The sequence below is a fragment of the Kutzneria sp. CA-103260 genome (genome assembly GCF_018263855.1).
Lineage (GTDB): Bacteria > Actinomycetota > Actinomycetes > Mycobacteriales > Pseudonocardiaceae > Kutzneria.
The window spans coordinates 2,743,248-2,769,276 of sequence record NZ_CP073318.1 but is presented as its reverse complement, the minus strand read 5'-3'; the positions used below and the strand labels follow the sequence as shown (position 1 = coordinate 2,769,276).

The window sequence follows — 26,029 nt, the reverse complement described above, 5'->3', positions numbered from 1 at the left end:
TCACGATCCCACCCCACAACTGGTTCCGTTGACGGAGTAAGCGCTGGGCGTGGTGGCCGAGGATCCGTTGGCCTGGAAGCCGATGGACACGCTGGCCCCGGCCGCGAGGTTCGGCGCCCAGGACGGGGCCTTGGCCGTGACGGTCGACCCGCTCTGCGTCACGGTCGCGTTCCAGCCGTTGACCAGCTGCGTGCCGCTCGGCGCGGTCCAGGTCAGGGCCCAGTTGGTCAGTGGCGAAGTGCCGGTGTCCTTGAGCGTGACGGTGGCGTTGAAGCCGCCGCTCCAGCTGCTGTCGACGTGATAGGTCACCGCGCAGGAGGCAGGCGGCGGGGTGGGGCCGCCACCGCCACCCCCGCCGCCGCCGACCGGCGGGATCAGGTACGGCTGGAGGATCGATTGCTTGTTCTGGTCGACCGTCTGCCAGTCGTCCTTCAGGATGCCGCCGGTGTCACCGGAGTCCGGGTTCCACGACCAGTAGGTGAAGCTCATGCCGGTCGGCCCGGTTCCCATGTACGCCAAGAGGTTCTGGAGCCACACCTTGTCCTTCGGGTCGACCAGGGTGCTGCCGAACTCACCGACCAGCACTGGGGCGATGTGCTGCTTGACCAGGTAGCCGAAGAAGTGGTCCCACAGCGCCGGCATGTTGGCCGGGAAGGTCGGATCGTCGAACCAGGTCTGGTGGAACACCGAGGTGGCGTACTCGTGCGCGGAGTACACCAGCTTGTCCGATTTGGACAGTCGGACCGGGTACTGGGCGGCGGCCGACAGGTTGCCGCCCCACCAGCCGCATTGCGGGTCCCCGGTGCCGGACACGCAGTCGATGCCCTCCACGATGATCAGCACGTCCGGGTTGACCGCGAGGATGGCGTTGCCGGCCCGTTCCGCAGCGAGCCGCCAGTCCGTGGCGGTGTCGCCGCACCCCCAGCAGGCGCCGCCACCGCCCTGAATCGTGTGCGGCTCGTTGTGCAGGTCCATCCCGACCACGGTCGGATTTCCCTTGTACCGCTGGGCCAGCATGGTCCAGTCGGACAGCCACCGGCTCTCCGGGTACTGGGCGGTGTACCACAGCGGCGACTGCGCGCCGCTGTCCGGCCGGTGCTGGTCGAGCACCACCCGCATGCCCTTGCTGCCGATGTAGTCGATCACCTTGTCCAGGATCTGGATGCCGGACAGGCCGATCAGCTCCGGGTTGGAGTTGGCGTCGATGCTGTTGGGCGTGGAGCCGGGGTCGAACAGCTGGTTGGAGTACGGCACGCGGACGGTGTTGTAGCCCAGCGACGCCATCTGGTCGACCATGTCCTTGTAGTTGCGGGACCACAGGCCGTGGAAGGTGTAGTTGGCCGTTTCCGCGCCGAACCAGTTCAGGCCGGTCATCCGCACCGGCGCGCCGGTCGAGTCGACGATCTGCGACCCGACGGTGTGGTAGTAGCCGGTTCCGGTGCCCGCCGAAGTAGTGTTGCCGGCCGCGTGGACCGGGCTCACCGTGACGACGGCGAGCCCGACCACTGCGGCGACGGCCGTGAGCCATCGCTTCATGTGCACCTCATCCGAACAGGTCGACGTGGGCGGCGAACGCCGTCGCGATCTCCGACTGCGCCCAGAACCGGTGGTAGGTGAAGGTGGGTGCGGAACCACCGTCCAAGTAGGACTGCACCTTGGACCAGTCGGGGTCGTTCTGGTAGAAGGACCGGATCGACTCGAACGTGGAACTGGAGTTGATCTTGTCGCCGTTCGGCATCGTCCCGGTCCAGCCCGGCGGCACGTACAGGCCCTGGTCGGTGCTGGCGTTGTAGGCGTCGTCGAACCGGTTGTAGTCGGCCCGCGTCTCCGGCACCGCGATGCCCTTGGCGTCCTCATGCCCGGTCAGCGCCGTGAGCAGGCCCTCCGCGAGGGTCTTCGACTTGGTGTCGCCGGAGCCGGCGGCGTAGTACATCAGGGTCTTGGCCAACGAGGCGGCGACGCCGACGTCCTGGCTGTAGTTCTTCACGGCCACGTGCAGACCGGTGTTGCCGCCCGGGTTGCCCGCGTTCCAGGTGTCCGGCGCACCGGTCCAGGTCAGGTCGGACGGGATCTGGAACGACCCGTTCGTGCCGACGGTGGTGTTGGCGATGGCCCACGGCACCCACTTGTCCAGGATCTTCTTGGCGCGGGCGTCCTTGGTCGTGTTGTAGTACTCCGCGACCCGCTCCATGCCCCACGTCTGGAAGCCGAACCACTGGTTGCTCGGCGGATCGTGCCAGACCGGCTGCCAGTCGTAGTACATGCCGTAGAAGGTCGGGTCGCCGGCCGGCGGCGTGCCGTACTGGCCGTCCCAGCTGTTGGTCGCCCCACCGGCGATGCCACCCTCGCTGGACTGGAGCCACTGCAGGAACTCCAACTGCCGGCCGAGGCTGGTCGCCCAGTCACTGGAGCCGGTCGCCGAGATCGGCTTCAACCCCGGGTCGGTCGACAGCGCGTACGCGGCCAGGGGGTTCTGGTAGCCCTGGTGCGCGGCCCCGTCGCCGATCCGCCACGCCCACGCGCTGTTCGGGTCCAGCGAGCCGCCCCACGCGTAGTACCAGGAGATCAGGTAGTGCTCGCTGTCCTTGCCCGTGCCGGCGGCGCAGGTGCTCGCGCCGACACAGTCGCCGATCTTCTTGAAGTACTTGTCGAACAGGGAATAGCGCAGGTAGTCGCCCATCTTGGACGCCTTCTTGACGACGTCGGCGACGGCCGAGGACTTGCCCTGGGCCTTGGCCCACTGCTCGGCCTGGAACGCGACCTGCACGGCGCGGGCGTCGGCGTCCGGGGCGTCGGTGTACTTCCACTGCTTGGCGTAGCTGGAATCCCCGGTGAACAGGTCCAGGTAGCCGTTCTTGCCGCCGTACTTCATCTCGTCGCAGGACGGCTGGGTCACGGTCTCCCACACCGACTCCTGGGAGCCGCGCTGGAAGGTGTTGATGAAGGCCGGGGCGGTGTTCGTGCCGTCCTCGCAGTGGCCGAAGCCGTAGATGTTGTCCACGTCGAGCAGCCAGTGCATGCCGTACACATCGCTGGTGCCGTAGGTGTTCTTGAGCTCGCCGGCGATCGGATCACTGCCCACGGACACGCCCGTCTGCAGCTGCGACGGGTACTTCGACGGACTCGGGTACTCGGCCGCGTAGGTCGCCGGCTTGCTGGCGTTGTAACCGGAGTTGGTCGGCTGGTCGGCGTCCGACGGGATGGCGAAGGTCTCCAACGAGGTCCAGGCCGCGTTGAATGGGGCCCAGTCCTGGGTGATCCGACCGTAGGCGGCCTCCAGCCACAGGTAGTAGCTGAACGCCTCGGAGGTGGTCTCATGCCCGTAGTCCGGGGCCTCCACCATCAGCGTCTCCACCGAGTGGTAGGGCACCAGGAGGTTGCCGAACTTGCGGAAGTAGCCGCTGTTCGGATCCTTGATCTTGTTGTACTCCTTGAGGAACTCCACCTCGTAGTCCGAAGTGGAGTTGGACACCTCGGTCGCGGTGACCGTGCCGGCGGCGTAGCCGGTCGCCGACGCGGTGAACACCGCCGAGCCCAGGTCGCCCCCGTTGTCCGCGGAGGTCACCGTGACGTTCTGCGCGGTCTGCCAGTTCGAGGGCGTGAACGTCAGGCTGGCCGGGGTCGCGGTCAGGTCGGCGCTACCCGAGGTGCGCGCCACCGCCACCGTGACATTGCTCGTCGGGGCGCTGGCCAGGCTCACGCCGAAGGTGGCCGTGCCGCCCTGCTTGACGTTGATCGTCGCCGGCGAGGCCACGATCGTCGGCCCGGACAGCACCTTCACCGACACCGGCGAGGACGACGTGGACGCGCCCTTGTCGTCATACGCCTTGGCGGTGATCGAGTAGGTGCCGGCCGGCACGTTCGTCCAGTTGCCGCCGTACGGGGCGGTGGTGTCGGTGGCCAGCAGCGTGTCACCGGCGTAGAACTCGACCTTGCTGATGGTGCCGTCGCTGTCCGCTGCTGTGGCCGCCAACGGAATCGTCGCCGGTGCGTTGTACGAGTCAGTCGCCTTCGGCGAGGTCAGCGACACCGTCGGCGCCTGGTTCGGGCCCGTGCAGGCGGTGCCGTTGACCGCGAAGTCGGTCGGCGGTCGGTTGGCCGAGCCCTTGCTGGCGTTGAAGCCGAAGGACGTGGACGCCCCCGTCGGCAGGTTTCCGTTGTAGCTCAAGCTGTTGGCGGTGACCTTGGCGCCGGTCTGGGTGATGGTGGCGCTCCAGCCCTGCTGCACCTGTTGGCCGTCCAGGAAAGTCCAGGTCATCGACCAGCTGGTCAGCGCCGGGCCGTTGTTGGTCAGGGCGACGTTGGCGGTGAAGCCGTTCGACCAGTCGTTGGTGGTGTAGACGACCGTGCAGGACACGGCCGCCGCGGATGCGGGGGAAACGGGGGTGAGGGTGGCGGCGATCAGCGCCGCCGCGGCGCCCAGGGCGAGCCGCAGTCGTCGACGCATGCGCAGGGATTCCTTTCCGGAATGGGACTCCCGTCCCGGGCGGGTAGGAGGAGGCACCGCCCGGGACGGGAGAGGCTTACTGCACCGGCGGATAGGCGTTGGCCACGAGCTGGGCGAACTGGTCCTGGAACCAGTGGCCGGACAGCGGCGCGTTGGGCAGCGCCCCGGTCAGGTTGCCGCCGTTGGCCTGCTGGCTGCCGTGATAGGTCGGGTCGCACATCTGGTCGAAGCCCTTGCCCTCGTTGTTCGGGATCGAGGTGCTGGACCCGTCGGACTCACCCGGCGGCTTGATCCACACGTAGGCGTCGAAATGCGGCGAAGGGCTGACCGTCGGCCGCTGGCCGAGGCCGGCGCCGCTCTGGTTGCACCAGTTGCCGCGGGCCAGCCTGCGGTCGATCCGGCCGGAGTCGGCGTAGGCGTCCACTGTGGACCCGCTGGCGCCGGTCGGGCGGGCCGAGCCGCCCCAGCCGTCGCGGGAGGTGTCGATCAGCATGCCGATGCTGCTCGGCAGGCCGGCCGCCACGAACGCGTTGTACATCGCGGTGTCGTAGTGCGATTCGTCGAAGTACGGGTTCCACTGGTAGATCGTCGCCGAGCGCAGCGGCTGGCCGCCGATGGTCAGGTTCGGGTCGGTCAGGTACGGCTCGGCCACCGGCGTGTAGTTCGCGGTGTCGCTGATGAAGCCGTCCACGCTGTTCACGCCGGCCGTGGTGCCCTTGATGGTCGACGTGATCAGGTTGACCGCCGGCTGGAGGTTGCTGTCCCAGCCCAGCCACGCCGAGTGGGCGATGTCCAGGTAGTTGTAGACGTTGCTGATCGCGTGCAGCTTGTTCAGCGCGTACTGCACGCCCTGCACGTAGGCGCCGCTCGACTGGGCCTCCGCGCACTTGGCCATGGACGTGTTGGTGATCAGGTTGGGCAGCGAGTCCGGTTCGATGATCGCCACGATGCGCAGGCTCGCGTACTTCGGGTCGGCCATGATCGCCGCGATCGGGTCGATGTACTGGGACTTGTACTTGCTCAGGCCGTCCTGGCTGACCTGGAGCTCCCCGTTGGACGCCAGCGCCGCGCAGTCCCGGTTGGGCAGGTCGTAGATCACGAACTGCGCCACGACCGGAGTGCCGCCGGTGGCCTGGGCCAGCGCCGCGTCCAGGTGGGCCCGCAGGCCGCGCTGGGTGTCGGTGCCAGCGATGGCCGCGATCCGGTCCAGCCAGACGCCGGTGGATGTGTTGGCCACCTTGGACATCTGGCTGCCGAGCGCGCCGCCCGTGGTGGCGGCGGCCGTGGTGACCTCGCTCGACCAGTCCGGGTTCACGTAGCCCTTGGCGCCGGCGTACGGGTTGTCCACATGGCTGCCGGGCGGCGGCGGGTTGCCGGTCGTGGTTGTGGTTGTCGTCGTGGTGGTCGTGGTGGTCGTGGTGGGCGGCGCGGATCCGGTGCAGGTGGTGCCGTTCAGCGTGAACGCGGCAGGGGCTGCGTTCGTGCCGGAGTAGGAGGCGTTGAAGCCGAACGTCGCGGTCGCGCCGGTGGCCAGGGACTTCGCCCAGTCCGGACCGGTGGCGGTGACGTGCTGGCCGGACTGGGTGACCGTGGCGCTCCAGCCCTGTTGCACCTGCTGGTTGCCGGTGAAGTCCCAGCCGACCGTCCAGCCGTTGGCGATCGCGTCGCCGAGGTTGGTGACGGTGACCGTGCCGGTGAAGCCGGTGCTCCACTGGTTGACCGAGTAGTCGACCTTGCAGGCGGTCGCGGCCGAGGCCTCGTTGCCCGTGGCGACCAGGAAACCCGCGGTGAGCCCGAGTGCGGCGAGCGCGGACAACCCGGAAATCAGCCGGGTCCGCCGGGAGCGTGATGATGCGGATGCAGGCATGTGCGGAGTACTCCTCGCGGCATTGAGGGAGTGCTGACCGATCGCTCTGGAAGCGCTTCCAGTCGCAGCCGACTGTAACGAGCCAGCAACCTGATCGGAAGGTTCCAGGCTCACATTCACCACACATGCCCCGGTCGGCCGTCATTCGCGGGGTGTGTATTACACCGCTCGGCGCAGTTCCGTTTACAGCGAGTTCTACCCGAGTTACGCTCTCGCCACTCTGGAAGCGCTCCCAGTTGGTGTTCCCCTGCCTTCGAGGAGCGACAATGCGATTGGGCACCACCGCAGCACCCCTGCTCGCCGCGGCCTTGGCGCTGGTCGGCGTGGCCGTGCCGACTGCGCCGGCCGTCGCCGACGGCGCGCTCGCCTGCAAGGTCGATTACACCGTCAACGACTGGGGATCCGGCTTCACGGCCTCGGTCACCATCGGCAACCTCGGCGGCTCGCCGCTCAGCGGCTGGCAGCTGACCTACTCCTACGCCGGTAACCAGGCCCTCCAGCAGGGCTGGAACGGCACGTGGTCGCAGTCCGGCAAGACGGTCACCGTGGCCAACCTTCCGTGGAACGCGACGGTGCCGCCGAGCGGCTCGGTCACCACCGGCGCGAACTTCACCTACAGCGGTACCAACGACAAGCCGACCGACTTCGCGGTGAACGGCAGCCCCTGCAACGGGACCACCCCTCCCCCGCCACCGCCGCCGCCCGACGGCCCCGCCCCGGCGCTTCAGGTCTCCGGCAACCACTTCGTGGACGCCGCCGGGAAGACCGTGACGCTGCACGGGGTCAACCGGTCCGGCGCGGAGTTCGCGTGCGTGCAGGGCAACGGCATCTTCGACGGACCGGTGGACGCGGCGTCCGTAGCGGCCATCAAGAGCTGGCACGTCAACGCGGTCCGGGTGCCGCTCAACGAGGACTGCTGGCTCGCGTTGCCCGACGTGAAACCCGCCTACGCCGGCACGGCCTACCAGAACGCGATCAAGGACTACGTGAACCTGTTGCACCAGAACGGGCTGGTGGCGATCCTCGACCTGCACTGGACGCACGGCCAGTACACCGGCAACTCCGCGGGCTGCTCGGACGTCAACGCCACCTGCCAGAAGCCGATGCCGGACGCGCAGTACGCGCCGACGTTCTGGAGCCAGGTCGCGACGGCGTTCAAGGGCGACGACTCGACGGTGTTCGACCTGTTCAACGAGCCGTACCCGGACCGCGCCACCACCAACGGCTGGACCTGCCTGCGCGACGGCGGCACCTGCTCGGGCATCACTTACCAGGTCGCCGGGACGCAGTCGCTGGTCAACGCCGTGCGGGCCACCGGTGCGAACAACGTGATCATGCTCGGCGGTCTGGCATACACCAATGACCTGTCGCAGTGGCTGACCTACGAGCCCACGGACCCGCTGCACAACCTCGCCGCGTCCTGGCACTCGTACAACTTCAACTCGTGCTCGTCGTCGTCCTGCTGGGACAGCCAGATCGCGCCGGTGGCGGCCAAGGTGCCGCTGGTGGCCGGCGAGATCGGCGAGAACGACTGCGGCCATTCCTATGTGGACGGCCTGATGACCTGGCTGGACCAGCACGCCGCCTCCTACCTGGCGTGGACCTGGAACACCTGGGACTGCTCGTCCGGGCCGGCACTGATCACCTCCTACGACGGCACGCCGACGGCGTTCGGAGCGGGCATCAAGGCCCACTTCGCGCAGTTCTGACGAACTCCGGTCCCGACCGCCGCCGCGGTCGGGACCGGAGTTCGGTCAGGCGCAGCGAGTTCCGTTCAGGGTGAAGTCACCAGGGGTGGAGGTGTCGCCGGTGTGACTGGCCTGGAAGCCGAACGACACGGACGCGCCGGGGGCGACGGATCCGTTGTAGTTCACGTTCTTCGCGGTCACCGCGCCGGTGGACGGCGCGATGGTGGCGTTCCACGCCGACGTGATCGCCTGGCCACCGGCCAGCGTGAAGGCCAGCGACCAGCCGCTGATCGCCGAGGATCCGGTGTTGGTGATCGTGATGCTCTCGGTGAGGCCGGTGTTCCAGGCGTTCACGGTGTCCGTGACCTTGCAGGTGGAACTCGGCGGAGGCGGCGGAGTGGTCGTCGTCGAACCGCCGAGGGCCGTCGCCGTCGAGTTGTACGCCGGCTTGGGCTGGTAGTTGTTGTCGTACATGGTCGCGGCGCCCTGGCCCGGGAACGCGCCGGGGATCCAGGAGTCCGCGTCGCCGACGCCCCACTGGGACACGCCGACACAACGGGGAACCGCGAGGCAGTTGGCCACCACCGCCGCGTAGTCGGTGGCCTGCTGGGCCAGGTTGGCGTTGCTGGCCGGCGTCTGCATCCGGTCGTCCAACTCGGTGATGGCGACGTCCAGTCCCAGCGCGGCGAAGCGCTGCATGTTGGCACGCATGGACGACGGCACCTGGCCGACGATGAAGTGGCTCTCCAGCCCGATTCCGTCGATCGGCACGCCCTGCGCCTTCAGCTGCGACACCAGCTGGTACATGGCGTCGCTCTTGGCGTTCTGCCCCTCGATGTTGTAGTCGTTGAGGTACAGCTTGGCGTTCGGGTCGGCGGCGTGCGCGGTGCGCAGGGCGTCGGCGATGTAGCCGCTGCCCATGGCGTTGTAGAACGCGTCGGTGCGCAGGTTGCCGCTGTCGTCGAACGGCTCGTTGACCACGTCCCAGGCGTACAGCTTGCCCTTGTAGTGGGTGGCCTCCGTCGTGATGTGGGCCTCCATCGCCGCCTGCACCTGGTTGCTCGGCAGGCTGCTCACCCAGGACGGCAACTGGCTGTGCCACACCAGGTTGTGGCCGCGGATCCGCATGCTGTGCGACTGCGCGAAGGAGACGATCTGGTCGCCGGGCCCGAAGTTGTAGGTGCCGTTGGACGGTTCGGTGGTGTCCCACTTCATCTCGTTGCCCGGTGTGACCATGTCGAACTGGGCCCCGGCGACGGCCGTGAGGGTGGAGTTGCTGAGGTTGGACTGGGTGAGCGCGGTGCCGAAGTAGATGTTCTTGGCCTCGGCCAGGGTCTTCAGCCCGGTGCCGGCCGCGCCGGCCTCGCTGGTCACGCCGGCGAGCAGCAGCCCACCGACAGTCAGCGCGGCAGTGGCGGCCAGCCCGGCTCTGGCAGTGCGAGTGGTGAACACAGGGATGCCTTTCCGGTGCTGTTACGGGGCGACGGCGCGGCCGGTCTGCGGCGAGATCCGCCCTGCGCACAGGCCGCGGGCGGCGAGTCCCTGCGCGATGCGGGGAATCGCGGCGAGGGTGTTGGCCGGCCACTCGTGCATCAGGATGATCTGGCCGTTGGTGAGGCGGGCGTTGGCCGCCACGATGGCGTCGACACTCGCGCCGTTCCAGTCCTGCGAGTCGACGTCCCAGATGATCTGCGTCAGCCCGTACTTCTGCTCGACGGTCCGCAGCGTGGAGTTGGTTTCCCCGTAGGGCGGGCGGAACAGGTTCGGCGTGCCGCCACCGGCGGCGGCGATCGCCTGCTGGGTACGGGAGAGCTCCGAGTCCATCTGGGCCTGACTCTCCTGGGTCAGGTGCGGGTGGGTGTAGCTGTGGTTGCCGATCCACATGCCGGCGGCCGCTTCGGCGCGCACCTGCGCCGGGTAGGCGGCGGCGTACTGCCCCTCGTTGAACACCGTTGCCCGCAGGCCGTTCTGCCGCAGGGCGTTGAGGAGGGCCGGAGTGTGGTCGTTGGACGGTCCGTCGTCGAAGGTGATGCCGACGTAGCCGTTGCACGAGGCGGCGTCGGCGACGCCGACGCTCGGGGTCATCATGGCGGCGGCGGTCAGGCCGGCCGCGAGCAACCGTGCGGTCGTGCGCATTCGCGGTGCCCTTCCCGCTCAGCTGACGGTGATCGAGGAGCTGCCGCTGCTCTGGTAGCCCTCGGTGGCGAGGATCATGTAGTACTTGAAGCTGCCCAGGTTCATGCCGGCGCGAGCCCACGCGTCGAAGTGGTTGCCGGTGGTGATGGTGCCGCCGGTGCGCTTGGCCTGCCGGACGCTCCAGTACTGGTTGAACGTCTTGGTTCCCTCGACCGACGGGGCGTTGTAGCGCGTGGTCTCGTAGATGTCGTACGTCCCGCCGTCGCTGGACACCGAGCCCTTGTAGGTGCCGGTCGGCCGGTAGGTGCCCCAGTTGTCCACGATGTAGTACTCGACCAGCGGGTTGGACGTCCAGCCGTAGAGCGAGAGGTAGCTGTTGCCGGATGGGGAGAAGCTGCCCGAGTACTGGACGCTGCGGCGGCCGCCGTTGCTCCATCCCTTGCCGGCGACGAAGTTGTTGCAGTTTGTCCACTGCGTCCGGTAGCTGCCGCCGGACGACAGCGTCATCGCCACCGAACCGCCGCCGGCCGTCCAGAACGAGTAGTAGTACCCGTTGTTGGTTCCGGTCTGGTTGGTGGTGATCGTGGTGTCGGCGTGGGCCGTGGCCGGCAGGGCCACCGAGGCCGCCAGCGCCGCGCCGGCCGCGAGCAAGCCTCGGCGGCTCAGCGAGAAATCGGGAAGGTGATCCATGTGCGATGGTCCTCCTCGTTGAGGAAACCGTGTCGGTGTCGAGCAGTGTCGACCCGGTCGCACAGCGTGGGCAACAACTTTCGTTGTTATTTCGGGACTCTGACGTTGCCGATCATCCACAGTGGACGGCGGCGGTGCCGGATGCCCGTTTCGAAAGTTTCGACACCTTCAGCGCGGCCTTGCGGTGCTGTTCCGGACCACCAGCGTGGTGGCCAGGTCGACCCGGGTGGCCGCCGGCTTGCGGCCCTGGCCCAGGTCGAGGGCCAGTTGGGTGGCAGTCTCGGCCATCTCCACCAACGGCTGCCGCACGGTGGTCAGCGGCGGCCCCACCCAGCGGGCCAGCGGCAGGTCGTCGAAACCGACCACGCTGAGATCGTCCGGGACCCGAAGTCCCAGCTCACGGGCCGCCTCGTAGACGCCGAGGGCCTGCAGGTCGTTGCCGGCGAACACCGCGGTCGGCCGGTCGGACAGTTTCAGCAGCTCAAGGCCGGTGGCATAGCCGGCCTCGTGGTGGAAGTTGCCCTCGCGGATCAGCGTCGGGTCGATACCCAGACCGGCCGTCTCCAGCGCGGTGCGGTAGCCGTCCACCCGGGCCCGGCTGCACATCATCCGCGACGGACCGCCCAGCATGGCGATCCGCCGGTGACCGAGTTCGACCAGGTGGCGGGTGGCGGTGAGGCCGCCGAGCCAGTTGTTGGCGCCGACCGAGGGCACGCCGGCGGCCGGGTCGCCGGCCGGGTCGAGCACCACGAACGGGATGTCCCGGCTGGTCAGTTGGGCGCGCTGGGCGTCGTCGAGGTTGGACAGCACCAGCACCACGCCGCTGGGCCGGCGGGCCAGCACGCCGTCCACCCAGGTCTGGCCGGGCGTGAGCCGGCCGGCCGACTCGGACAGCGCGATGGTCAGCCCCTCCCGCCGGGCCACGTTCTCCACGCCCCGGATGACCTCCATCGCCCAGGCGCTGTCCAGCTCGTGGAAGACCAGGTCGAACAGCTTGGACGGCTGGGCGCCGCCGCGCTTGCGGCGGTATCCGTGCTCGCGCAGCAACTCCTCCACCCGGGCCCGGGTGCCCGGGGCGACGTCGGCCCGGCCGTTGAGCACCTTCGAAACTGTCGGAGTGGAGACGCCGGCCGTCCGGGCGATCTCGGCCAGCGTCGGGGCGGCCGCCCGCAGCCCGACTTCGCCCGTGTACTCGGCTTCCTGGGCATCCATGGCATCCGATGGTAGGCAATGGGCCGGCTCGGCGACACCTCTTGACGGGGACCAACACCGGTCGTAGTTTCGAGCTCGGGTCCGAATACTTTCGCCAGTCCCTCCCGTTCAGGAGATGTGATGGCACCTCTCGACCGACGCGGATTCCTCGGCATGGTCGGCGCGCTGGCCGCGGGATCCTCGCTCTCCCTGCGCAGCGGTCCGGGTAGTTTTCCGTTGGTGGCCAACCGAAAAGCCGCGCCGCTGGTGGTCAGTTCCAGCGACCATCCCGGCGTGGTCCGGGTGGCCGCCGATCTCCGGGACGACATCGAGCGCGTCACCGGTGTCCGACCGGAACTGCATGTCGACCACGTGCCGGCGGTGGCCGAGGTCGTGGTCATCGGTTCCCTTGACGCCAGCCCGCTCGTGCGGGCGATGGGCCTGGACACCACCGGCATCGCCGGCAAGTGGGAGACTTCGTTGACGGAGGTTGTCGCCGGGCCCGATCAGCGAACGCTGGTGATCACCGGCAGCGACCAGCGCGGCACCATCTACGGCGCGTACGACATCTCCCGGCAGATCGGCGTCTCCCCCTGGCACTGGTGGGACGACGTGCCGCCGCGACACCGGGACGAGCTGCACATCTCCCCGGGCCGGCACAGTCTCGGCACGCCGGCGGTGAAGTACCGAGGGCTGTTCATCAACGACGAGAACCCGGCGCTGGGCACGTGGGCGCCGGCCTTCTTCGGGCCGGGCCTGGCGCCCGGCTATCCCGGCGGCTTCACCAGCGGCTTCTACGAGAAGGTGTTCGAGACCATGCTGCGGCTGCGGGCCAACTACCTGTGGCCGGCGGTGTGGGGTCGGGCCTTCGCCGAGGACGATCCGCTCAATCACGCCACGGCCAAGCGGTACGGCATCGTCATGGGCACCTCGCACGAGGCGCCGATGATGCGCGGCATCGAGGAGTGGAACCGGCATGCGGTGCCGGCGGTCCGCGACACCAGCGGCGCCATCGTCACGCCCGGGCACGATCCCTATGGCGGCACCGGGGAATGGAGCTTCCGGCACAACGCCGACGCGATCAAGGCCTACTGGGCGGACGGCATCCGCCGCATGGTCACGCAGGACTTCGAGGGCGTGGTGACGGTCGGCATGCGCGGCACCGGCGACACCCGGCTGCCCGACGGCGACAGCATCGACCTGATGCGCGACATTCTCGCCGCCGAACGGACGATCCTGGCCGACGTCACCGGGCGCGACCCGGCCACGGTGCCCCAGGTCTGGACTCTGTACACCGAAGTCATGCGGTACTGGGCGGAAGGCCTGCGGCCGGCCGACGACGTGACCGTGGTGTTCCCCGACGACAACTGGGGCAACATCCGCAAGCTGCCCGATCCGGCCCTGCCGCCGCGACAAGGCGGCTACGGCCTGTACTACCACTTCGACTTCGTCGGACCCGGCCGCTGCTACAAGTGGAATGACACGAGCGTCATCGCCAACACGTGGGAACAACTCAACCAGGCCATCGAATTCGGCGTCGACCGGCTGTGGGTGGCCAACGTCGGCGACCTCAAGGGCAATGAGCTCCCGCTCCAGTTCTTCCTGGACTACGCGTGGAAACCACTGCCGCTGGCCCAGCTGTCCACCTGGGAGCGTCAGTACACGGAGCAGAACTTCGGCGCCTCGGTGGCGGCGGACCTCGCCGCCCTGCTGCACGACTACGGGAAGCTCCAAGCGCTGCGCAAGCCCGAGCTGTTGAACCGGCACAGCAGTGTCGATCCGGCCAAGAACCCCGCCACCGATCCGACCGCGATCATCTACGACGACCAGGCCAGCCCGTACAGCCTGACCGACTACGGAGAGCTCGACCGCGTGACCGAGCAGTGGCAACAGTTGGCGGTCCGGGCCCAGCAGATCGCCGACCGATTACCGGCCGCGTCGCAGGACGCCTACTTCGAGCTGGTGGGTTACGAGGTGGCGTCGACGGCCAACCTGTATGCCTTGCGGCGAGCCGAGTTCACCAACATCCTGTACGCCGCTCAGGGCCGGGCGGCGGCCAACGACCTCGCCGCCGAGGCCGAATCCCGGTTCGCCCAGGACCTCGCGCTGTCCGAGCGGTTCAACAACGACATCGCCGGCGGCAAGTGGCGTGGGTTCCAGACGCAGCCGCACATCGACTACGGCGACGTGGCCCGCTACGGCCCGGACGCCCCGTGGCAGCAGCCGCAGATCAACAACGCCGCCATCCCGGACGTGCTTTTCCCGGCAATACAACGGATCCCGCTTGCCGTCGACGGCGCGCTGGGGGTCGCCGTCGACGGCTCGTCACAAACCTGGCCGGGTGGTTCGGCAACCGCGGTGCTGCCGGAGTTCAGCCCGTTCCAGAGCCAGCCCGGCCAGTACATCGACGTGTTCAACCGGGGCAGCAAGAAGTTCACCTACCGGGTGCGGCCGGACGCGCCATGGCTGACCGCGCAGCCGGCGGCCGGCGTCGTGGACGGCCAGGTACGGGTGAAGTTCGCCGTCGACTGGAAACGGGCTCCTCGCGGGACAACTCAGGTGCCGGTGGTCGTCACCGGGGCCGGGCAGACCGTGACCGTGCTGGCGTCAGTCGTGAACCGCGAACTGCCGTCGGCGTGGCGGCAAGGATCCATCGAGGCCAACGGCTACGTGTCCGTCGACGCCGCCATTCCGACCGCGACGATCCCGGCCCACGGCATTGCCTGGCAACGCATTCCGGACATTGGCCGCCACGGCGACGGCATGAAACCCTTCCCCGTCACGGCAACCAGCCAACCCGCAGGCTCCGGGCCGCGCCTTGAGTACCGGATGACACTGTTCACTACCGGGCCTGTCACCGTCTGGGCCCACCTGTCACCACGCAACGACGTCCTGCCCACACCCGGACTCCGTTACGCCGTCTCCTTCGACGACCAGTCACCGCAAGTCGTCGACATCATCGCCGCGACCGGCTCCGACAGCACTGCCCTGAACCGCCAGTGGGAACGCAACACCTCCGACAACATCAACCTCACCTCGACTCGCCACGTCATCGCCTCCACCGGGCCGCACGTGCTGAAGTTCTGGATGGTCGATCCGACCGTCGTCGTGCAGAAGCTGGTGGTCGACACCGGCGGCCTCCGGCCCAGCTACCTCGGCCCACCGCCGAGCATGCGGCTTTGACCACCGGCCATCACTGACCGGCCCCTTGCCGCGCGGACTGGTGCCCTCCGGGTATCACACGTGCGACAAGAGGTCTTGGACGGCGGCCTCGATCCGGCCCCATGGTTGAGCCATGCGACACGACATCGAGTTCGACGCCGAGGGCGTCACCCTCCGCGGCTGGTTCTACGAGGCCGACAACGGCGATGGCCCGGCCCCGTGCGTGGTGATGGCCCATGGCTGGTCGGCCACCCGGCGCATCCATCTCGACCGGTTCGCCGAGGTGTTCGCTGCGGCCGGAATGTGTGTGCTGGTGTGGGACAACCGCGGCTTCGGCGACTCCGACACCGCGCCCGGCAAGCCCCGCTACGAGATCGACCCGTGGGAACAGATTCGCGACTACCAGCACGGGATCTCCTATGCGCAGAACCGCCCCGAGGTCGACCCGGACCGGATCGGCGTCTGGGGCAGCAGCTTCTCCGGCGGGCACGCGTTCGTGGTGGCGGCCATCGACCAACGGGTCAAGGCCGTCTGCGGGCAGGCGCCGTTCGTCAGCGGCGCGGCCACGTACGCCAACGTGGCCCGGGTCAACAACAATGTGATCGACCCCCAGCTGCTGGCCGCCGACCGTCGGGCCCGCGCCGCCGGCGAGCCGCCGGTGATGATCCCGGTCATCGGCACGGATCCCACGCAGGTCACCGGAATCCCGACCCTGGACGCGTACGAGTGGTTCACCGACGCGCACGCCACCCTCGCGCCGGAATGGCACGGCGAGGTGACCCTGCGCAGCCTGGAACTGTTGCGCGGCTACGAACCCGGCCTCCACCTGCCCTTGGTGACGCCCACCCCGTTACTGATGATCGTCGCCAGCCAGGACGGCCTGACCGGCGGCAACCTCGCCGCGTCGGCGTTCGCCACCGCGGCCGAGCCGAAGAAGGTCGTGTTCGTGCCGGGCGGCCACTTCGCCGCCTACACCGGCCCCGGCTTCGACATCGCTTCGGTCGCCGCCCGCGACTGGTTCACGCAGCACCTGTTCAGCTGACCCAACGCCCCGACTGGACGACGTCCACAAGACCTCGTCGGCTTCCAGCGGGCACACGAACGCCGGGTTGTGCACGCCGCGGGCGCCGGGCCGGTCGGAGATGAACGGGGCCCTCGACGTGGACGGCCGGATCGTTGAACGCGAGGTGCCCGTTGCCGCCGAGCCCGAGCAGCACCAGATCGAGGCGATGTGATCACACCCCGACCATGATCACACAGCTCGGACGAGCACCTCAAGCAAGCTGACCGCACAACCTGTGCCAGGACGAGGCTTTCAGTGGCGGGAGATGGCGCGCCGCAGCAGGTCCTGGAGCGCGTCTTGCTCCTGCTGGGTCAGGCCGGTCATGAGAGGTTCCTCGCCCCGTAGGGATGCCAGCAGTTCGTTCCGGCGCTGGTCGCCGCCGGGGGTGAGCATCAGCTGCTTGGCCCGGCGGTCGGTGGGGTGGGGACGGCGTTCGACCAGGTGCTGGCTCTCGAGTTGGTCGATCACGACGATGGCGTTCGACGGTTCGCAGCCCATGTGGACGGCCAGTTCCTTCAAGGTCATCGGACCCGTCAGCTCGCGTAGCGCGGAGGCCTGCCCAATGGTGAGACCGAGCTTGCCCACCCGCTCACGCTGCCGCGCGCTGCTCTGCATGTCCAGCTCGTGCACCAGCTTGGCCAGCTCCCAGTCCGCGGCCACCTGCGAATCCGAGATCGTCACAAGTCCAGTCTAGCAATCTCCTTCAAGCTATGATAGTCATGTACTGAATCATTCAGATCATAACTACATGGAGATCGGACTCATGCCGGACACGACACCGTCGCACTCACCCACCTGCACACCGACCACATCGGGTAGGCCTGGCACCCCATCGCCCCAGGCGGCCACCCGGCGACGAACGACTCCCTGAGCCGAACCGGGGCACCAGCCTGACCGACATGCTCGCTACCCATCTTCTCCACCCATAGTTCAGGAATTGGAGTTGCCGTGAATCTCAACCTCACCGACAAGACCGCCGTCGTCACCGGCTCCAGCCGGGGCATCGGCCTGGCCACCGTCCGGACCCTGATCGACGAAGGCGTCCGCGTCGTGGGCGCCGCCCGCAGCATCACACCCGAGCTGAAGGACACCGGCGCGTACGCGGTGTCGGCCGACCTGAGCACCGCGGAAGGCGTCACCGCCCTCATCGACAGCGCGCTGGACGAACTCGGCGGCATCGACCTGCTGGTGAACAACATGGGAGGCGGAGACGAGGCAGTCGTCGGCTTCCTCGACGCCGACGACGCCGCGTGGACCCGCATGTTCGACATCAACGTGCTCAGCACCGTGCGTGCCACCCGTGCGGCTCTGCCCAGCCTCATCGAGCGCCGCGGAGCGATCGTCAACATCTCGTCCATCATCGGTCGGATGCCCGGAGGTCTTCCGGCCTCCTACTGCTCGGCCAAGGCCGCGGTCACTTCGCTCGGCAAGTCCCTGGCCGAGGAATTCGGTCCCCGCGGCGTGCGCGTGAACACCATTTCCCCCGGCCTGGTCCGAACCTCCGTCTACGAGGACCCTGATGGTCCGGTCGCCCAGATGGCTGCCGCGTCCGGCATGGGCCTGGCCGAATTCGTCCAGCAGCTCGCGAAGGGCCAGAACATCACAACCGGTCGCATGACCGAGGCCGGCGAAGTGGCCAGCCTGATCGCGTTCCTGCTGTCCGAGGTTGCCGGCAACATCACCGGCGCCGACTACGTCATCGACGGCGGCACGATCAAGACGACCTGAACGGAAGCAGCCGGCGGGCTCGCCTTCAGGGGGAAGCAGCGACGAGCCCGCCTCACTACCCGGTCCGGCTGCCGGCGGCGCGCAACTCGGCGTTCTGCTCACCGCCACCGAGCCGGACGCCGAACCCGATGTGGAGCACGTCGGCGTGGCCACGGAAGTGGTGTGGCGGGGCAGCACCGGCAAGCCCCTGGACGCCGTCGGGTCGTCGGCGGAGGTCCGGGCGGTGTCCCGATGGTCGGAGCCCGAGGTCCACGCCTCGCTGGAAGCCCGGGACGTGCTCACCCACAGCGCCGAGATCGGCGACCCAGCCGACGTCCGGGGCGCCTGCGCGACGGGTCCGGCATGTTCTTCCTGGCGGCGCTGAAGTTCGGCAGCACCGGGGCCGAGCCGCAGCTGTAGTGGACCACCGCGGCGATCCCGGCAATGGTCGCCGACCGCTACCGCGGCGTGCCGACGGTCATGTACTCCAGCGGCAACGTCTACCGGCTCACGCCGCTGATCCACGGCGGCTGCACTGAGCAGGACGAGGCGCGACCGAACGGCGAGTACGCCCAGTCCTGCCTGGCCCGGGAGCGGATCTTCGCCGGCGTCTCCGAGCGCTGGGGCACGCCGACCCTGATGTTCCGCCTGAACTACGCCTGCGAGCTGCGCTACGGCGTGGTGGCGGACATCGCCATCCGGATCGCCGCAGGCCAGCCGGTGGACGTGACCGTGCTGGCGGTCAATGTGGTGTGGTAGCGGGACGTCAGCGGCTGAGTTCTCCGCGGCATACTTTCGGTCAGCACTGAAGCCACAGTGCTTAATGTCACCGGTCCCGAAACGATCCCGGCGCGGCGCATCGCCACACTGCTGGCCGAGGCCATGGGCAAGGACGTCGAATTCACCGGCGTCGAAGCGCCGGACGCCGGACGGCACCCTTCGACGACACCGCCCAGCGGGCGCTGACCAGGTACTACGTGGCGGTCGGGGTGCACACCACGCAGTTCGACCTGCACGAGGACGCCGGCGTGATCGGTGACGTCGACCAGGCGGTCCGGGAAGCTCGACTGGCAGCGGACGCCGGCTACCACGCGGCGTTGCTCTGTCCATATCGGACTACGCTGATCAACCCCGCCGCGGTGTCCACCACCTATCCCCACGGCTACACCAAGATCTATCGTGATGGCGTGCTGCGCGACCAGGACCAGTTGCAGATCAGCGGCTCCGTCGTCACGCCGCGGCACGGCACCGCGCCTTTCCGCGTGGGCACGAGGGACTTCGCGTCGTGGTTCGCCGGGGCGATCGGCAAGGTCGCCGTGTACGACGTGAAGCTGACCGCCGAACGGATCGCCGCCCACACCGCGGCCATGAAAGGGTAGAAATTGAGCAACACTCAGATCGCCTCCGCCGAGGTTCTCGTCACCTCCCCCGGCCGCAACTTCGTGACGCTGCGGCTGCGGACGGCCGACGGTGTCGAGGGCCTCGGCGACGCGACCGTCAACGGACGCGAGCTGGCCGTGGTCTCCTATCTGCGCGACCATCTGGTCCCGCTGCTGCTCGGCCGCGACGCCCACGCCATCGAGGACACCTGGCAGTACCTGTACCGCGGCGCCTACTGGCGGCGTGGCCCCATCACCATGGCCGCCATCGCCGCTGTCGACACGGCTTTGTGGGACATCAAGGCCAAGCTGGCCGGCATGCCGCTCTACCAGTTGCTGGGCGGGCACAGCCGGCGCGGCTGCCTCGCGTACGGGCACGCCAGCGGGGCCGACCTGCCCGAGCTGTTCGACTCCGTGCGCTCGCACCTGGAGCAGGGCTACCGGGCGATCCGGATCCAGACCGGTATCCCCGGGCTCGACTCCGTCTACGGCGTCGCGACCAGCCCCAACGCAGCCGTCGGCGGCGCCTCCCGCTACGACCACGAGCCCGCGCGCCGGGCCGCCGCGCCCGTCGAGGAGGAGTGGGACACCCGCGCATACCTGCGCCACATCCCCGGCGTTTTCGAGGCCGTGCGGGCGGAATTCGGCCCCGAGCTGCCGCTGCTGCACGACGCGCACCACCGGCTCGCGCCCATCCAGGCCGCGCGGCTGGGCAAGCTGCTCGAACCGTACGACCTGTTCTGGCTGGAGGACGTCACCCCGGCCGAGAACACCGCCGTGCTGCGCCGGGTCCGCGAGCACACCACCACGCCGCTGGCCATCGGCGAGGTGTTCAACACCGTCTGGGACTACCGGGAGCTGTTCGAGGAGCAGCTCATCGACTACGTCCGTTCACCCGTCACCCACGCCGGCGGCATCACCGCGCTGCGCCGGATCTTCGACTACGCCTCGATCTACCAGATCAAGTCCGGCGTGCACGGCCCCACCGACGTCTCCCCCGTCGGCCTCGCCGCCGCCCTGCACCTCGGCGTGGCCATCCCCAACTTTGGCATCCAGGAGTACATGAAGCACTCCGCCACCACCGACGAGGTGTTCCGGCCTGGTTTTGCTTTCAGCGGCGGCCTGCTCAGCCCGGGCGAGGAGCCCGGCCTCGGCGTGTCCTACGACGACGCCGTGGCCGAGGCCCACCCGTACTCCGCGGCCTACCTGCCGGTGAACCGCCTCAAGCTGGACGGCTCCATGCACGACTGGTGACCGGGCCGGCAACTTCTGGGACATCAGCCCCGGTGACGCCGGCTTCTGCTTCACTCGGACCATGGTGATCGGCAAGGTGTTGTCCGCACTGGGCCTGATCGTGGCCACCGCTGCGCCCGTGCCTGTGGCCCACGTCGACAACGGCCCGGTCGGCTGGGACGTCTACCGTCATGTCGACGCGCTGGGGCTGCCTCAGGACGGGGCCCGCAGCCAGCAGTTCTCCAGCTTCGACCGGGCCGGCGGCAACGACGACGGGTTCCAGGGCACCTACTCGTGCCTGCGCACCACCGCCGACGGCTGCGTGATCGCCGAACGGGCCGGGGCGGGCGAGCTGTCCTCGATGTGGTTCACGCGAGACAACGGCGTGATGACCGCGACCGGCCGGATCAAGATCGAACTCGACGGCCGGACCGTGCTCGCCGCGCCGCTGCAGGACGTCGTGGACGGCAAGCTCGGCGCCCCGTTCGTCTGGCCGCTCGTCGGCAACGGCGACGACACCGCCGGCGGGTCGGTCATCAAGGTACCGATGCCGTACCGGCAGTCCATGCGGGTGACCGTGCAGAACAACCCGCTCTTCTACCACGTCACCTACCGCACCTTCGCCGATCCCACCGGCGTCGCCACATTCGACCCGACCGACCACGCCCAGGACGTCATCGACCGACTGCGGGCCTTCGGTTTGCGCGACCCCAAACCTCCGCTGCCCGGCGCCAGCACCGTCACTGCGGCCGCCGACACCCTGGCCGGCAACAGCACCACCCTCGCCCAGCTGACCGGTCCCGGCGAGATCACCCAGCTTCGTCTGCGGCTGCCCCAGCTCGTGCCCAGTCCTCGGGTCGGGGACGACGGCCGGGCCTTCGGCGCCGGCGGCCACAGCTCCTTCACCGTGGCCATCGACCCGGCCAACTCCGGTGTGCGGCTGACCCGCCGCTACGACCCTGGCATCGGGAACCAGCGCGCCAATCTCGTCGTTGACGGCGTCGCCGCCGGGCAGTGGGCCAACGGCGCCGCCGGGCCCGGGCAGCAGTGGGCCGACCAGACCATCGAGCTGCCGGCCGCCCTGACCGCCGGCAAGAGCTCACTGCACGTGGAGAACGACTTCGTGTCGTCTTCCTTGGACGTCAACGAGTTCCGCTACGACGTGCACAGCGAGGTCGACCCCGACTGGAACCGCACCGATGTCGTCGACCTCGGGCCCAACCATCCCGGCGAGGAGCAGGCCCACGGCTACCAGATCGCCGCCCCCACCTGGCAGGGCACCCGTGTCTACCGGTACCCCACGGATCCCGACCAGGTCGACGCCACCAACTCCGTGCTGTCCGGCGCCAGACTGGTGATCAGCTTCGACGGCCAGACCACCGTCGACGCCCCGCTCGGCGAGTTCTTCGGCTCCGGGCTCGGGCAGTTCGACACCCGCACCCTCATGTCATCCATCGACGCCGCACCTGGTGGCTGGTACACCTCGTGGTGGCCCATGCCGTTCTCCAGCAACGCCACCGTGCAGCTCGTCAACAGCAGCGGCATCGCCGTCACCGGCGCCACCGCCGAGATCACCTCCGCTCCCGCCGCTGCCGGCCGGGATCCCTTCCATGCCACGCACATCGCCTCCACCACCCAGCCCGGCGTCGACTACCCGTTCCTCGACGTCCGTGGCCATGGCGTGTTCTACGGCGTCACCCACACCATGCGGGGGCTCATTCCCACCGGCAACCAACGGGCGTACCTGGAGGGCGACGAACGGGTTTTCGTCGACGGCTCTTCGAGTCCCTCCTGGCACGGCACCGGAACCGAGGACTTCTACGAGTCCGGCTGGTACTTCCGCGACGGCACCACCTACGCCATGCCCCTCGCCGGCAATCCCGCCTACCAGGTCGGTTCCGACGGCTGTCAGTACGACTGCACCGGCACTTACCGCCTCATGCTCCCCGACTCCGTCCCGTTCGCCACCGGTCTCCGCTTCGGCATCGAACACGGCCCTGTCGACGACGCCCCGGCTTCCTACAGCTCCACCGCCTACTGGTACGGCTCCGGCACCCTCACCGCCGTCCCCTCCGACCTCGTCGACCCCACTTCCTCAGCCAGCCGGGCCTCCCACTCCTACCAGGCTTCGTCTGAATCTGTCTCTTCGCTGTCCTCCTCCTTCGAGGGCAGCGACCGCCCCACCACCGTCACCGGTTCCGTCACCTTCACCTCGGGCCCCATCACCTTCACCACAGCCCTTTCCCCGTCCAACCACGGCTTCCGCCTCGTCCGCACCGGCAGCCAGGCTTCCCCCTACCAGTCCGCCTCCGTGTTCGTGAACGACCACCTCGTCGGCAGTTGGCTCCAACCCTTGGGCAACAGCCATTCCCAGTGGCTCACCGACTCCTTCACCGTTCCCGGCGCCTTCTCCTCCCCCATCACCGTGCGCCTGGAACCCGCCGCCGGCTCTCCCCCTTGGTCTGCCTCCCAGTACCAGGTCCTGTCCCTCCCGTGACCTCGGCACCCTTCCCCCACCTGCCCGCCACTCCCCCGCCCATTCCCACACCCGACACCAGATTTCCGCTAGTTCTGCACCACTAGCCTGTGCGCTTGGCCAGAAGCTCCGCCTGTCGTGCTGGAGGATCGATGACCGAGCGTCCCTTGATGGATTTCGACGCCCTGCACGCCGAGGGCACCACCCTCGGCCCCGACGGGCCCGTGCTCGCCGCCGCCCCCTGGCAGCTCGACGAGCCCCAGCCTCTCATCGTCGAGCTCGCCGACCAGGGCCAGTTCACCGGTCCCGTCCTGGACTGCGGCTGCTGGGTCGGCGACAACGCCCTGTTCCTGGCGTCCCGGGGCCTGTCCGTCACCGCCGTCGACATCTCCCCCTCCGCCATTTCCTCCGCCCAGGCCAAGGCTTCCGCCCGCTCCCTCCCCGTCGACTTCCTAGTCTCCGACGTCACTTCACTGGACGGTCTCACCCCCGGCTTCGCCACCGTCCTCGACAGCGCCCTCATGCACTGCCTCTCTGATTCCCAGCGGGTTTCCTACCTCTCCGCCATCCACCGCCTCGCCGCCCCCTCCGCCCGGCTCCACGTCCTCTGCTTCCCCGACTTCGTCGCCGGCGCCTTCCCCATGCCCGGCCACCTCGACGAGGCCAGCCTCCGCCGCGACATCGGCCAGCTCTGGGACATCGACCAGATGACCGTCCGGCACTACACCACCAACCTCCCTCCCTCCGCCCTCCAGTCCCTGGTCCCCACCGCCTCCATGTCCCTCGCCACCGACGACGGCCAGGGCCGCTCCCTCCTGCCCATCTGGCACATCGCCGCCACCCGCCGCGACACCTGACCCCAACCGCACTTTCGCCCCCCTTGACTTCCCCTCGCCCGTCGGCGCTGCTCCCACTTCCACTCCGCGTTATTCCCTCCTCAACAAGCCGCTCTCTCCCCCCAGCGAGCCGCTCCTTCCTCATCTCGCCCCGGCCTGTGGCTCCCCCTCCCCACCGGCCGGGCTCTCCCCCCTCGGCTCCCCTGCCCGCCATCTGCGCCACCCTCACCCCAATACCCCACCCACCCCCTGACCTGCACAAACCCTCCAACCCACCCCCGATTTGGAATCCATCGAGACGATCATGTACTCTCTGTCCTGTCAGCAACACTGACAACCCAGTCCGGGTGGCGGAATGGCAGACGCGCTAGCTTGAGGTGCTAGTGCCCGCAAGGGCGTGGGGGTTCAAGTCCCCCCTCGGACACGTAAATAGCTGAGATTTCAGCCGTGAGTTCTACGCACAGTAAGCCTAAAGATTACTGAGCGTAGAACTTTTTGGTGTCTGTGGGCGGGATGTGAACCCTCTGGCTCTTGAGAGGTAGTAGCATGTTCGATTCAGACGTGTGGACGTTGCTACAGTCCACACCACAACGGCTGATATTCCAGCCGTCCATTCGACTTGTTTGGGCGGTGCTGCGGTGACCGGCCAACCCGTGGCGCTGTTCGTGCCACCAGACATCGTCAGGCCTGCAACAGCCGGACCTGTACCGATCCCACCACCACCTTCTCCGCCGCTGCCACCTTCTCCGCCTCTGCAGGCCGGTCGTCTGATGCTCGCGGTAGCCGCTATCGATCATTCCGGACGCACAGGCGACCAATCTCTGCTCTCCGCCCTGGGCTGGCACCCAGGCGAGCGGACCGCCGCGACGGTGACTGCGGACATGGTCGTTCTCCGTCGCACTCACTCCGGGCCGTTCCGCATTGATTCCCGCCGCAAGGTCTTCATTCCCGCCGGTACACGCGCATTGTTTTCCATTGATACCGGAGATCGAGTCGTGTTGGTCGCCGCACCGGAGCACGACGTACTGATCGTCCACCCCATGGCTGTCATCGCAAATCTCATAGCCGAGCGCTATGCGTCCACGCCGGGAGGACTCGATGTCCTATGACACCGCAAGGTTAGAACTCGCACGCCAACTGATCAGAGAACTGGGAGTGCGGCCCGAGCAACTCCACACCGCCCCGGCCATGCCGACGATGGCCGCCTACATCCCGAAGGTCATCGCCGCCGCGACCGCAGGCCAACTCGCCACCTACGCGACCTACTGGAAACGCGCCGCCACAGCGTTCGCCGCCCGACCGCTCGACGACATTCGCCCATCGGACATCCTGGCACTGCAGCGTCACACCACGCGGAACGCCCGCCAGCGACGCCACGATCGCGCAGGCCGCTACGCCGGGGAGTCCTACCTACGCGCGATGCGGGCAATCTATCGGCTGGCGATGGCCGACGGCCTCATCGGCCTACCCGACAACCCCACGATCATGATCCCGCTCCCCCGCAGGCTGCCCAGTACCCGCCGCGCCTTGTCCGGCACGGAACTCACCGCCATCCACCAGGTAGTGCTCACCGGCGGCCACGACGTGCCGCTGGACAGTCTGCTGCTGCGCCTGCACTCCGAGACCGCCTGCCGACGCGGTGGTGCTCTCGGCCTGCGCCTTGCCGATCTCGACGCCACGACCTGCGCGGTGCACCTACGTGAGAAGGCCGGAACCGAGCGGTGGCAGCCGATCACCCCAACACTCGCCTGTGCGCTGGCCGTCCACGCTCAGGATCGTGGTGCCACTCACCCCAACGATGCTCTGCTGCGCCATACCGATCACAGCCCACTCACCGCTCGGCGGTACGACGCGTTGTGGTCCCGGGTTCACGGCGCGCTGCCGTGGGCGGACGCGCTGGGAGTCACCGCCCACTGGTTACGTCACACCACCCTGACCTGGGTGGAACGCCAATTCGGCTACGGCATCGCCCGCGGCTACGCCGGACACACCGACACCGAAGGCGCCTCCACCACGACCTACATCAAGGCGTTCCTGCCCGAAGTCGCCACCGCCCTGTCAGTCCTCACCGGCGAACCCCATCCCTCAGCTCTCTCGCCCTCAGTCCGTGCCTCAATGCGCTCACGGCTAGATTAGAAGCCGCGCTACCGCCGT

The 26,029-nt window shown here is 68.5% G+C and carries 21 protein-coding genes and 1 tRNA gene; 14 read left to right on the top strand and 8 right to left on the bottom strand.

Translation table 11 applies throughout. The annotated features are described in order from the left end of the window. The 3 genes from JJ691_RS11855 to JJ691_RS11845 form a co-directional block, all read right to left on the bottom strand. Window positions 1–1,536: a cellulase family glycosylhydrolase gene (locus JJ691_RS11855; protein ID WP_211768828.1), complete on the bottom strand. Its 1,536-nt coding sequence runs from the start codon at window positions 1,534–1,536 to the stop codon at window positions 1–3. Window positions 1,537–1,543: 7 nt separating this feature from the next. Continuing rightward, window positions 1,544–4,447, bottom strand: coding sequence for a glycoside hydrolase family 48 protein (locus JJ691_RS11850; protein ID WP_211768827.1), 2,904 nt, complete (start codon window positions 4,445–4,447; stop codon window positions 1,544–1,546). Between the two features lie 76 nt (window positions 4,448–4,523). Next, the gene (locus JJ691_RS11845) at window positions 4,524–6,314 is read right to left on the bottom strand and encodes a glycoside hydrolase family 6 protein (RefSeq protein WP_211768826.1); all 1,791 of its coding nucleotides are present in this window, start codon (window positions 6,312–6,314) and stop codon (window positions 4,524–4,526) included. Between the two features lie 266 nt (window positions 6,315–6,580). Here JJ691_RS11845 and JJ691_RS11840 point away from each other — a divergent pair, with 266 nt between their 5' ends. Continuing rightward, window positions 6,581–8,023: a cellulase family glycosylhydrolase gene (locus JJ691_RS11840; protein WP_211768825.1), complete on the top strand. Its 1,443-nt coding sequence runs from the start codon at window positions 6,581–6,583 to the stop codon at window positions 8,021–8,023. 45 nt (window positions 8,024–8,068) lie between these two features. Here JJ691_RS11840 and JJ691_RS11835 read toward each other — a convergent pair whose 3' ends face one another. The 4 genes from JJ691_RS11835 to JJ691_RS11820 all read right to left on the bottom strand — a co-directional run bounded on the left by JJ691_RS11835 (window position 8,069) and on the right by JJ691_RS11820 (window position 12,040). After that, window positions 8,069–9,454, bottom strand: a complete 1,386-nt coding sequence (locus tag JJ691_RS11835; RefSeq protein ID WP_249227848.1) for an endo-1,4-beta-xylanase — start codon at window positions 9,452–9,454, stop codon at window positions 8,069–8,071. 21 nt (window positions 9,455–9,475) lie between these two features. Next, complete coding sequence (locus tag JJ691_RS11830) at window positions 9,476–10,138, bottom strand: polysaccharide deacetylase family protein (protein ID WP_211768824.1); 663 nt, start codon at window positions 10,136–10,138, stop codon at window positions 9,476–9,478. An 18-nt stretch (window positions 10,139–10,156) separates the two neighbouring features. Beyond that, window positions 10,157–10,828: a glycoside hydrolase family 11 protein gene (locus tag JJ691_RS11825; protein ID WP_249227847.1), complete on the bottom strand. Its 672-nt coding sequence runs from the start codon at window positions 10,826–10,828 to the stop codon at window positions 10,157–10,159. A gap of 168 nt (window positions 10,829–10,996) precedes the next feature. Further along, window positions 10,997–12,040, bottom strand: coding sequence for a LacI family DNA-binding transcriptional regulator (locus JJ691_RS11820; RefSeq protein WP_211768823.1), 1,044 nt, complete (start codon window positions 12,038–12,040; stop codon window positions 10,997–10,999). A 120-nt stretch (window positions 12,041–12,160) separates the two neighbouring features. Here JJ691_RS11820 and JJ691_RS11815 point away from each other — a divergent pair, with 120 nt between their 5' ends. Together JJ691_RS11815 and JJ691_RS11810 are read left to right on the top strand one after the other, a co-directional pair. Then, window positions 12,161–15,202, top strand: a complete 3,042-nt coding sequence (locus tag JJ691_RS11815; protein ID WP_249227846.1) for a glycosyl hydrolase 115 family protein — start codon at window positions 12,161–12,163, stop codon at window positions 15,200–15,202. 112 nt (window positions 15,203–15,314) lie between these two features. Then, window positions 15,315–16,223, top strand: coding sequence for an alpha/beta hydrolase (locus JJ691_RS11810; protein WP_211768821.1), 909 nt, complete (start codon window positions 15,315–15,317; stop codon window positions 16,221–16,223). 273 nt (window positions 16,224–16,496) lie between these two features. On the opposite strand, the gene JJ691_RS11805 is transcribed toward JJ691_RS11810, so the two are convergent. Then, window positions 16,497–16,925: a MarR family winged helix-turn-helix transcriptional regulator gene (locus JJ691_RS11805; protein ID WP_249227845.1), complete on the bottom strand. Its 429-nt coding sequence runs from the start codon at window positions 16,923–16,925 to the stop codon at window positions 16,497–16,499. Between the two features lie 267 nt (window positions 16,926–17,192). Here JJ691_RS11805 and JJ691_RS11800 point away from each other — a divergent pair, with 267 nt between their 5' ends. From JJ691_RS11800 to JJ691_RS11750, 11 genes are all read left to right on the top strand, one after another. Beyond that, window positions 17,193–17,972, top strand: a complete 780-nt coding sequence (locus JJ691_RS11800; RefSeq protein WP_211768820.1) for an oxidoreductase — start codon at window positions 17,193–17,195, stop codon at window positions 17,970–17,972. A 145-nt stretch (window positions 17,973–18,117) separates the two neighbouring features. Next, on the top strand, window positions 18,118–18,336 hold the full coding sequence (locus JJ691_RS11795; protein ID WP_211768819.1) for a hypothetical protein: 219 nt from the start codon (window positions 18,118–18,120) through the stop codon (window positions 18,334–18,336). Between the two features lie 59 nt (window positions 18,337–18,395). Beyond that, a complete protein-coding gene (locus JJ691_RS11790) occupies window positions 18,396–18,710 on the top strand; it encodes a hypothetical protein (protein ID WP_211768818.1) in 315 nt (104 codons plus the stop codon). Window positions 18,711–18,767: 57 nt separating this feature from the next. Beyond that, complete coding sequence (locus JJ691_RS11785; protein ID WP_211768817.1) at window positions 18,768–18,917, top strand: hypothetical protein; 150 nt, start codon at window positions 18,768–18,770, stop codon at window positions 18,915–18,917. Between the two features lie 11 nt (window positions 18,918–18,928). Continuing rightward, complete coding sequence (locus JJ691_RS11780) at window positions 18,929–19,330, top strand: LamG-like jellyroll fold domain-containing protein (RefSeq protein ID WP_211768816.1); 402 nt, start codon at window positions 18,929–18,931, stop codon at window positions 19,328–19,330. A 3-nt stretch (window positions 19,331–19,333) separates the two neighbouring features. Then, a complete protein-coding gene (manD, locus tag JJ691_RS11775; RefSeq protein ID WP_211768815.1) occupies window positions 19,334–20,584 on the top strand; it encodes a D-mannonate dehydratase ManD in 1,251 nt (416 codons plus the stop codon). A gap of 61 nt (window positions 20,585–20,645) precedes the next feature. After that, window positions 20,646–23,060 carry a glycoside hydrolase family 172 protein gene (locus JJ691_RS11770; RefSeq protein ID WP_211768814.1) on the top strand — a complete coding sequence of 805 codons (2,415 nt, stop codon included), beginning with the start codon at window positions 20,646–20,648 and terminating at the stop codon, window positions 23,058–23,060. A 131-nt stretch (window positions 23,061–23,191) separates the two neighbouring features. Then, window positions 23,192–23,896: a class I SAM-dependent methyltransferase gene (locus JJ691_RS11765; RefSeq protein WP_211768813.1), complete on the top strand. Its 705-nt coding sequence runs from the start codon at window positions 23,192–23,194 to the stop codon at window positions 23,894–23,896. A 320-nt stretch (window positions 23,897–24,216) separates the two neighbouring features. Continuing rightward, window positions 24,217–24,299: transfer RNA gene (locus JJ691_RS11760), tRNA-Leu, on the top strand. 229 nt (window positions 24,300–24,528) lie between these two features. Continuing rightward, window positions 24,529–24,984, top strand: a complete 456-nt coding sequence (locus JJ691_RS11755) for a hypothetical protein (RefSeq protein ID WP_211768812.1) — start codon at window positions 24,529–24,531, stop codon at window positions 24,982–24,984. Then, entirely contained in the window at window positions 24,974–26,011 is a 1,038-nt protein-coding gene (locus tag JJ691_RS11750) for a tyrosine-type recombinase/integrase (RefSeq protein WP_211768811.1), read from the top strand. The genes JJ691_RS11755 and JJ691_RS11750 overlap by 11 nt, the downstream gene beginning before the upstream one ends. The last annotated feature ends 18 nt before the right edge of the window (window positions 26,012–26,029 follow it).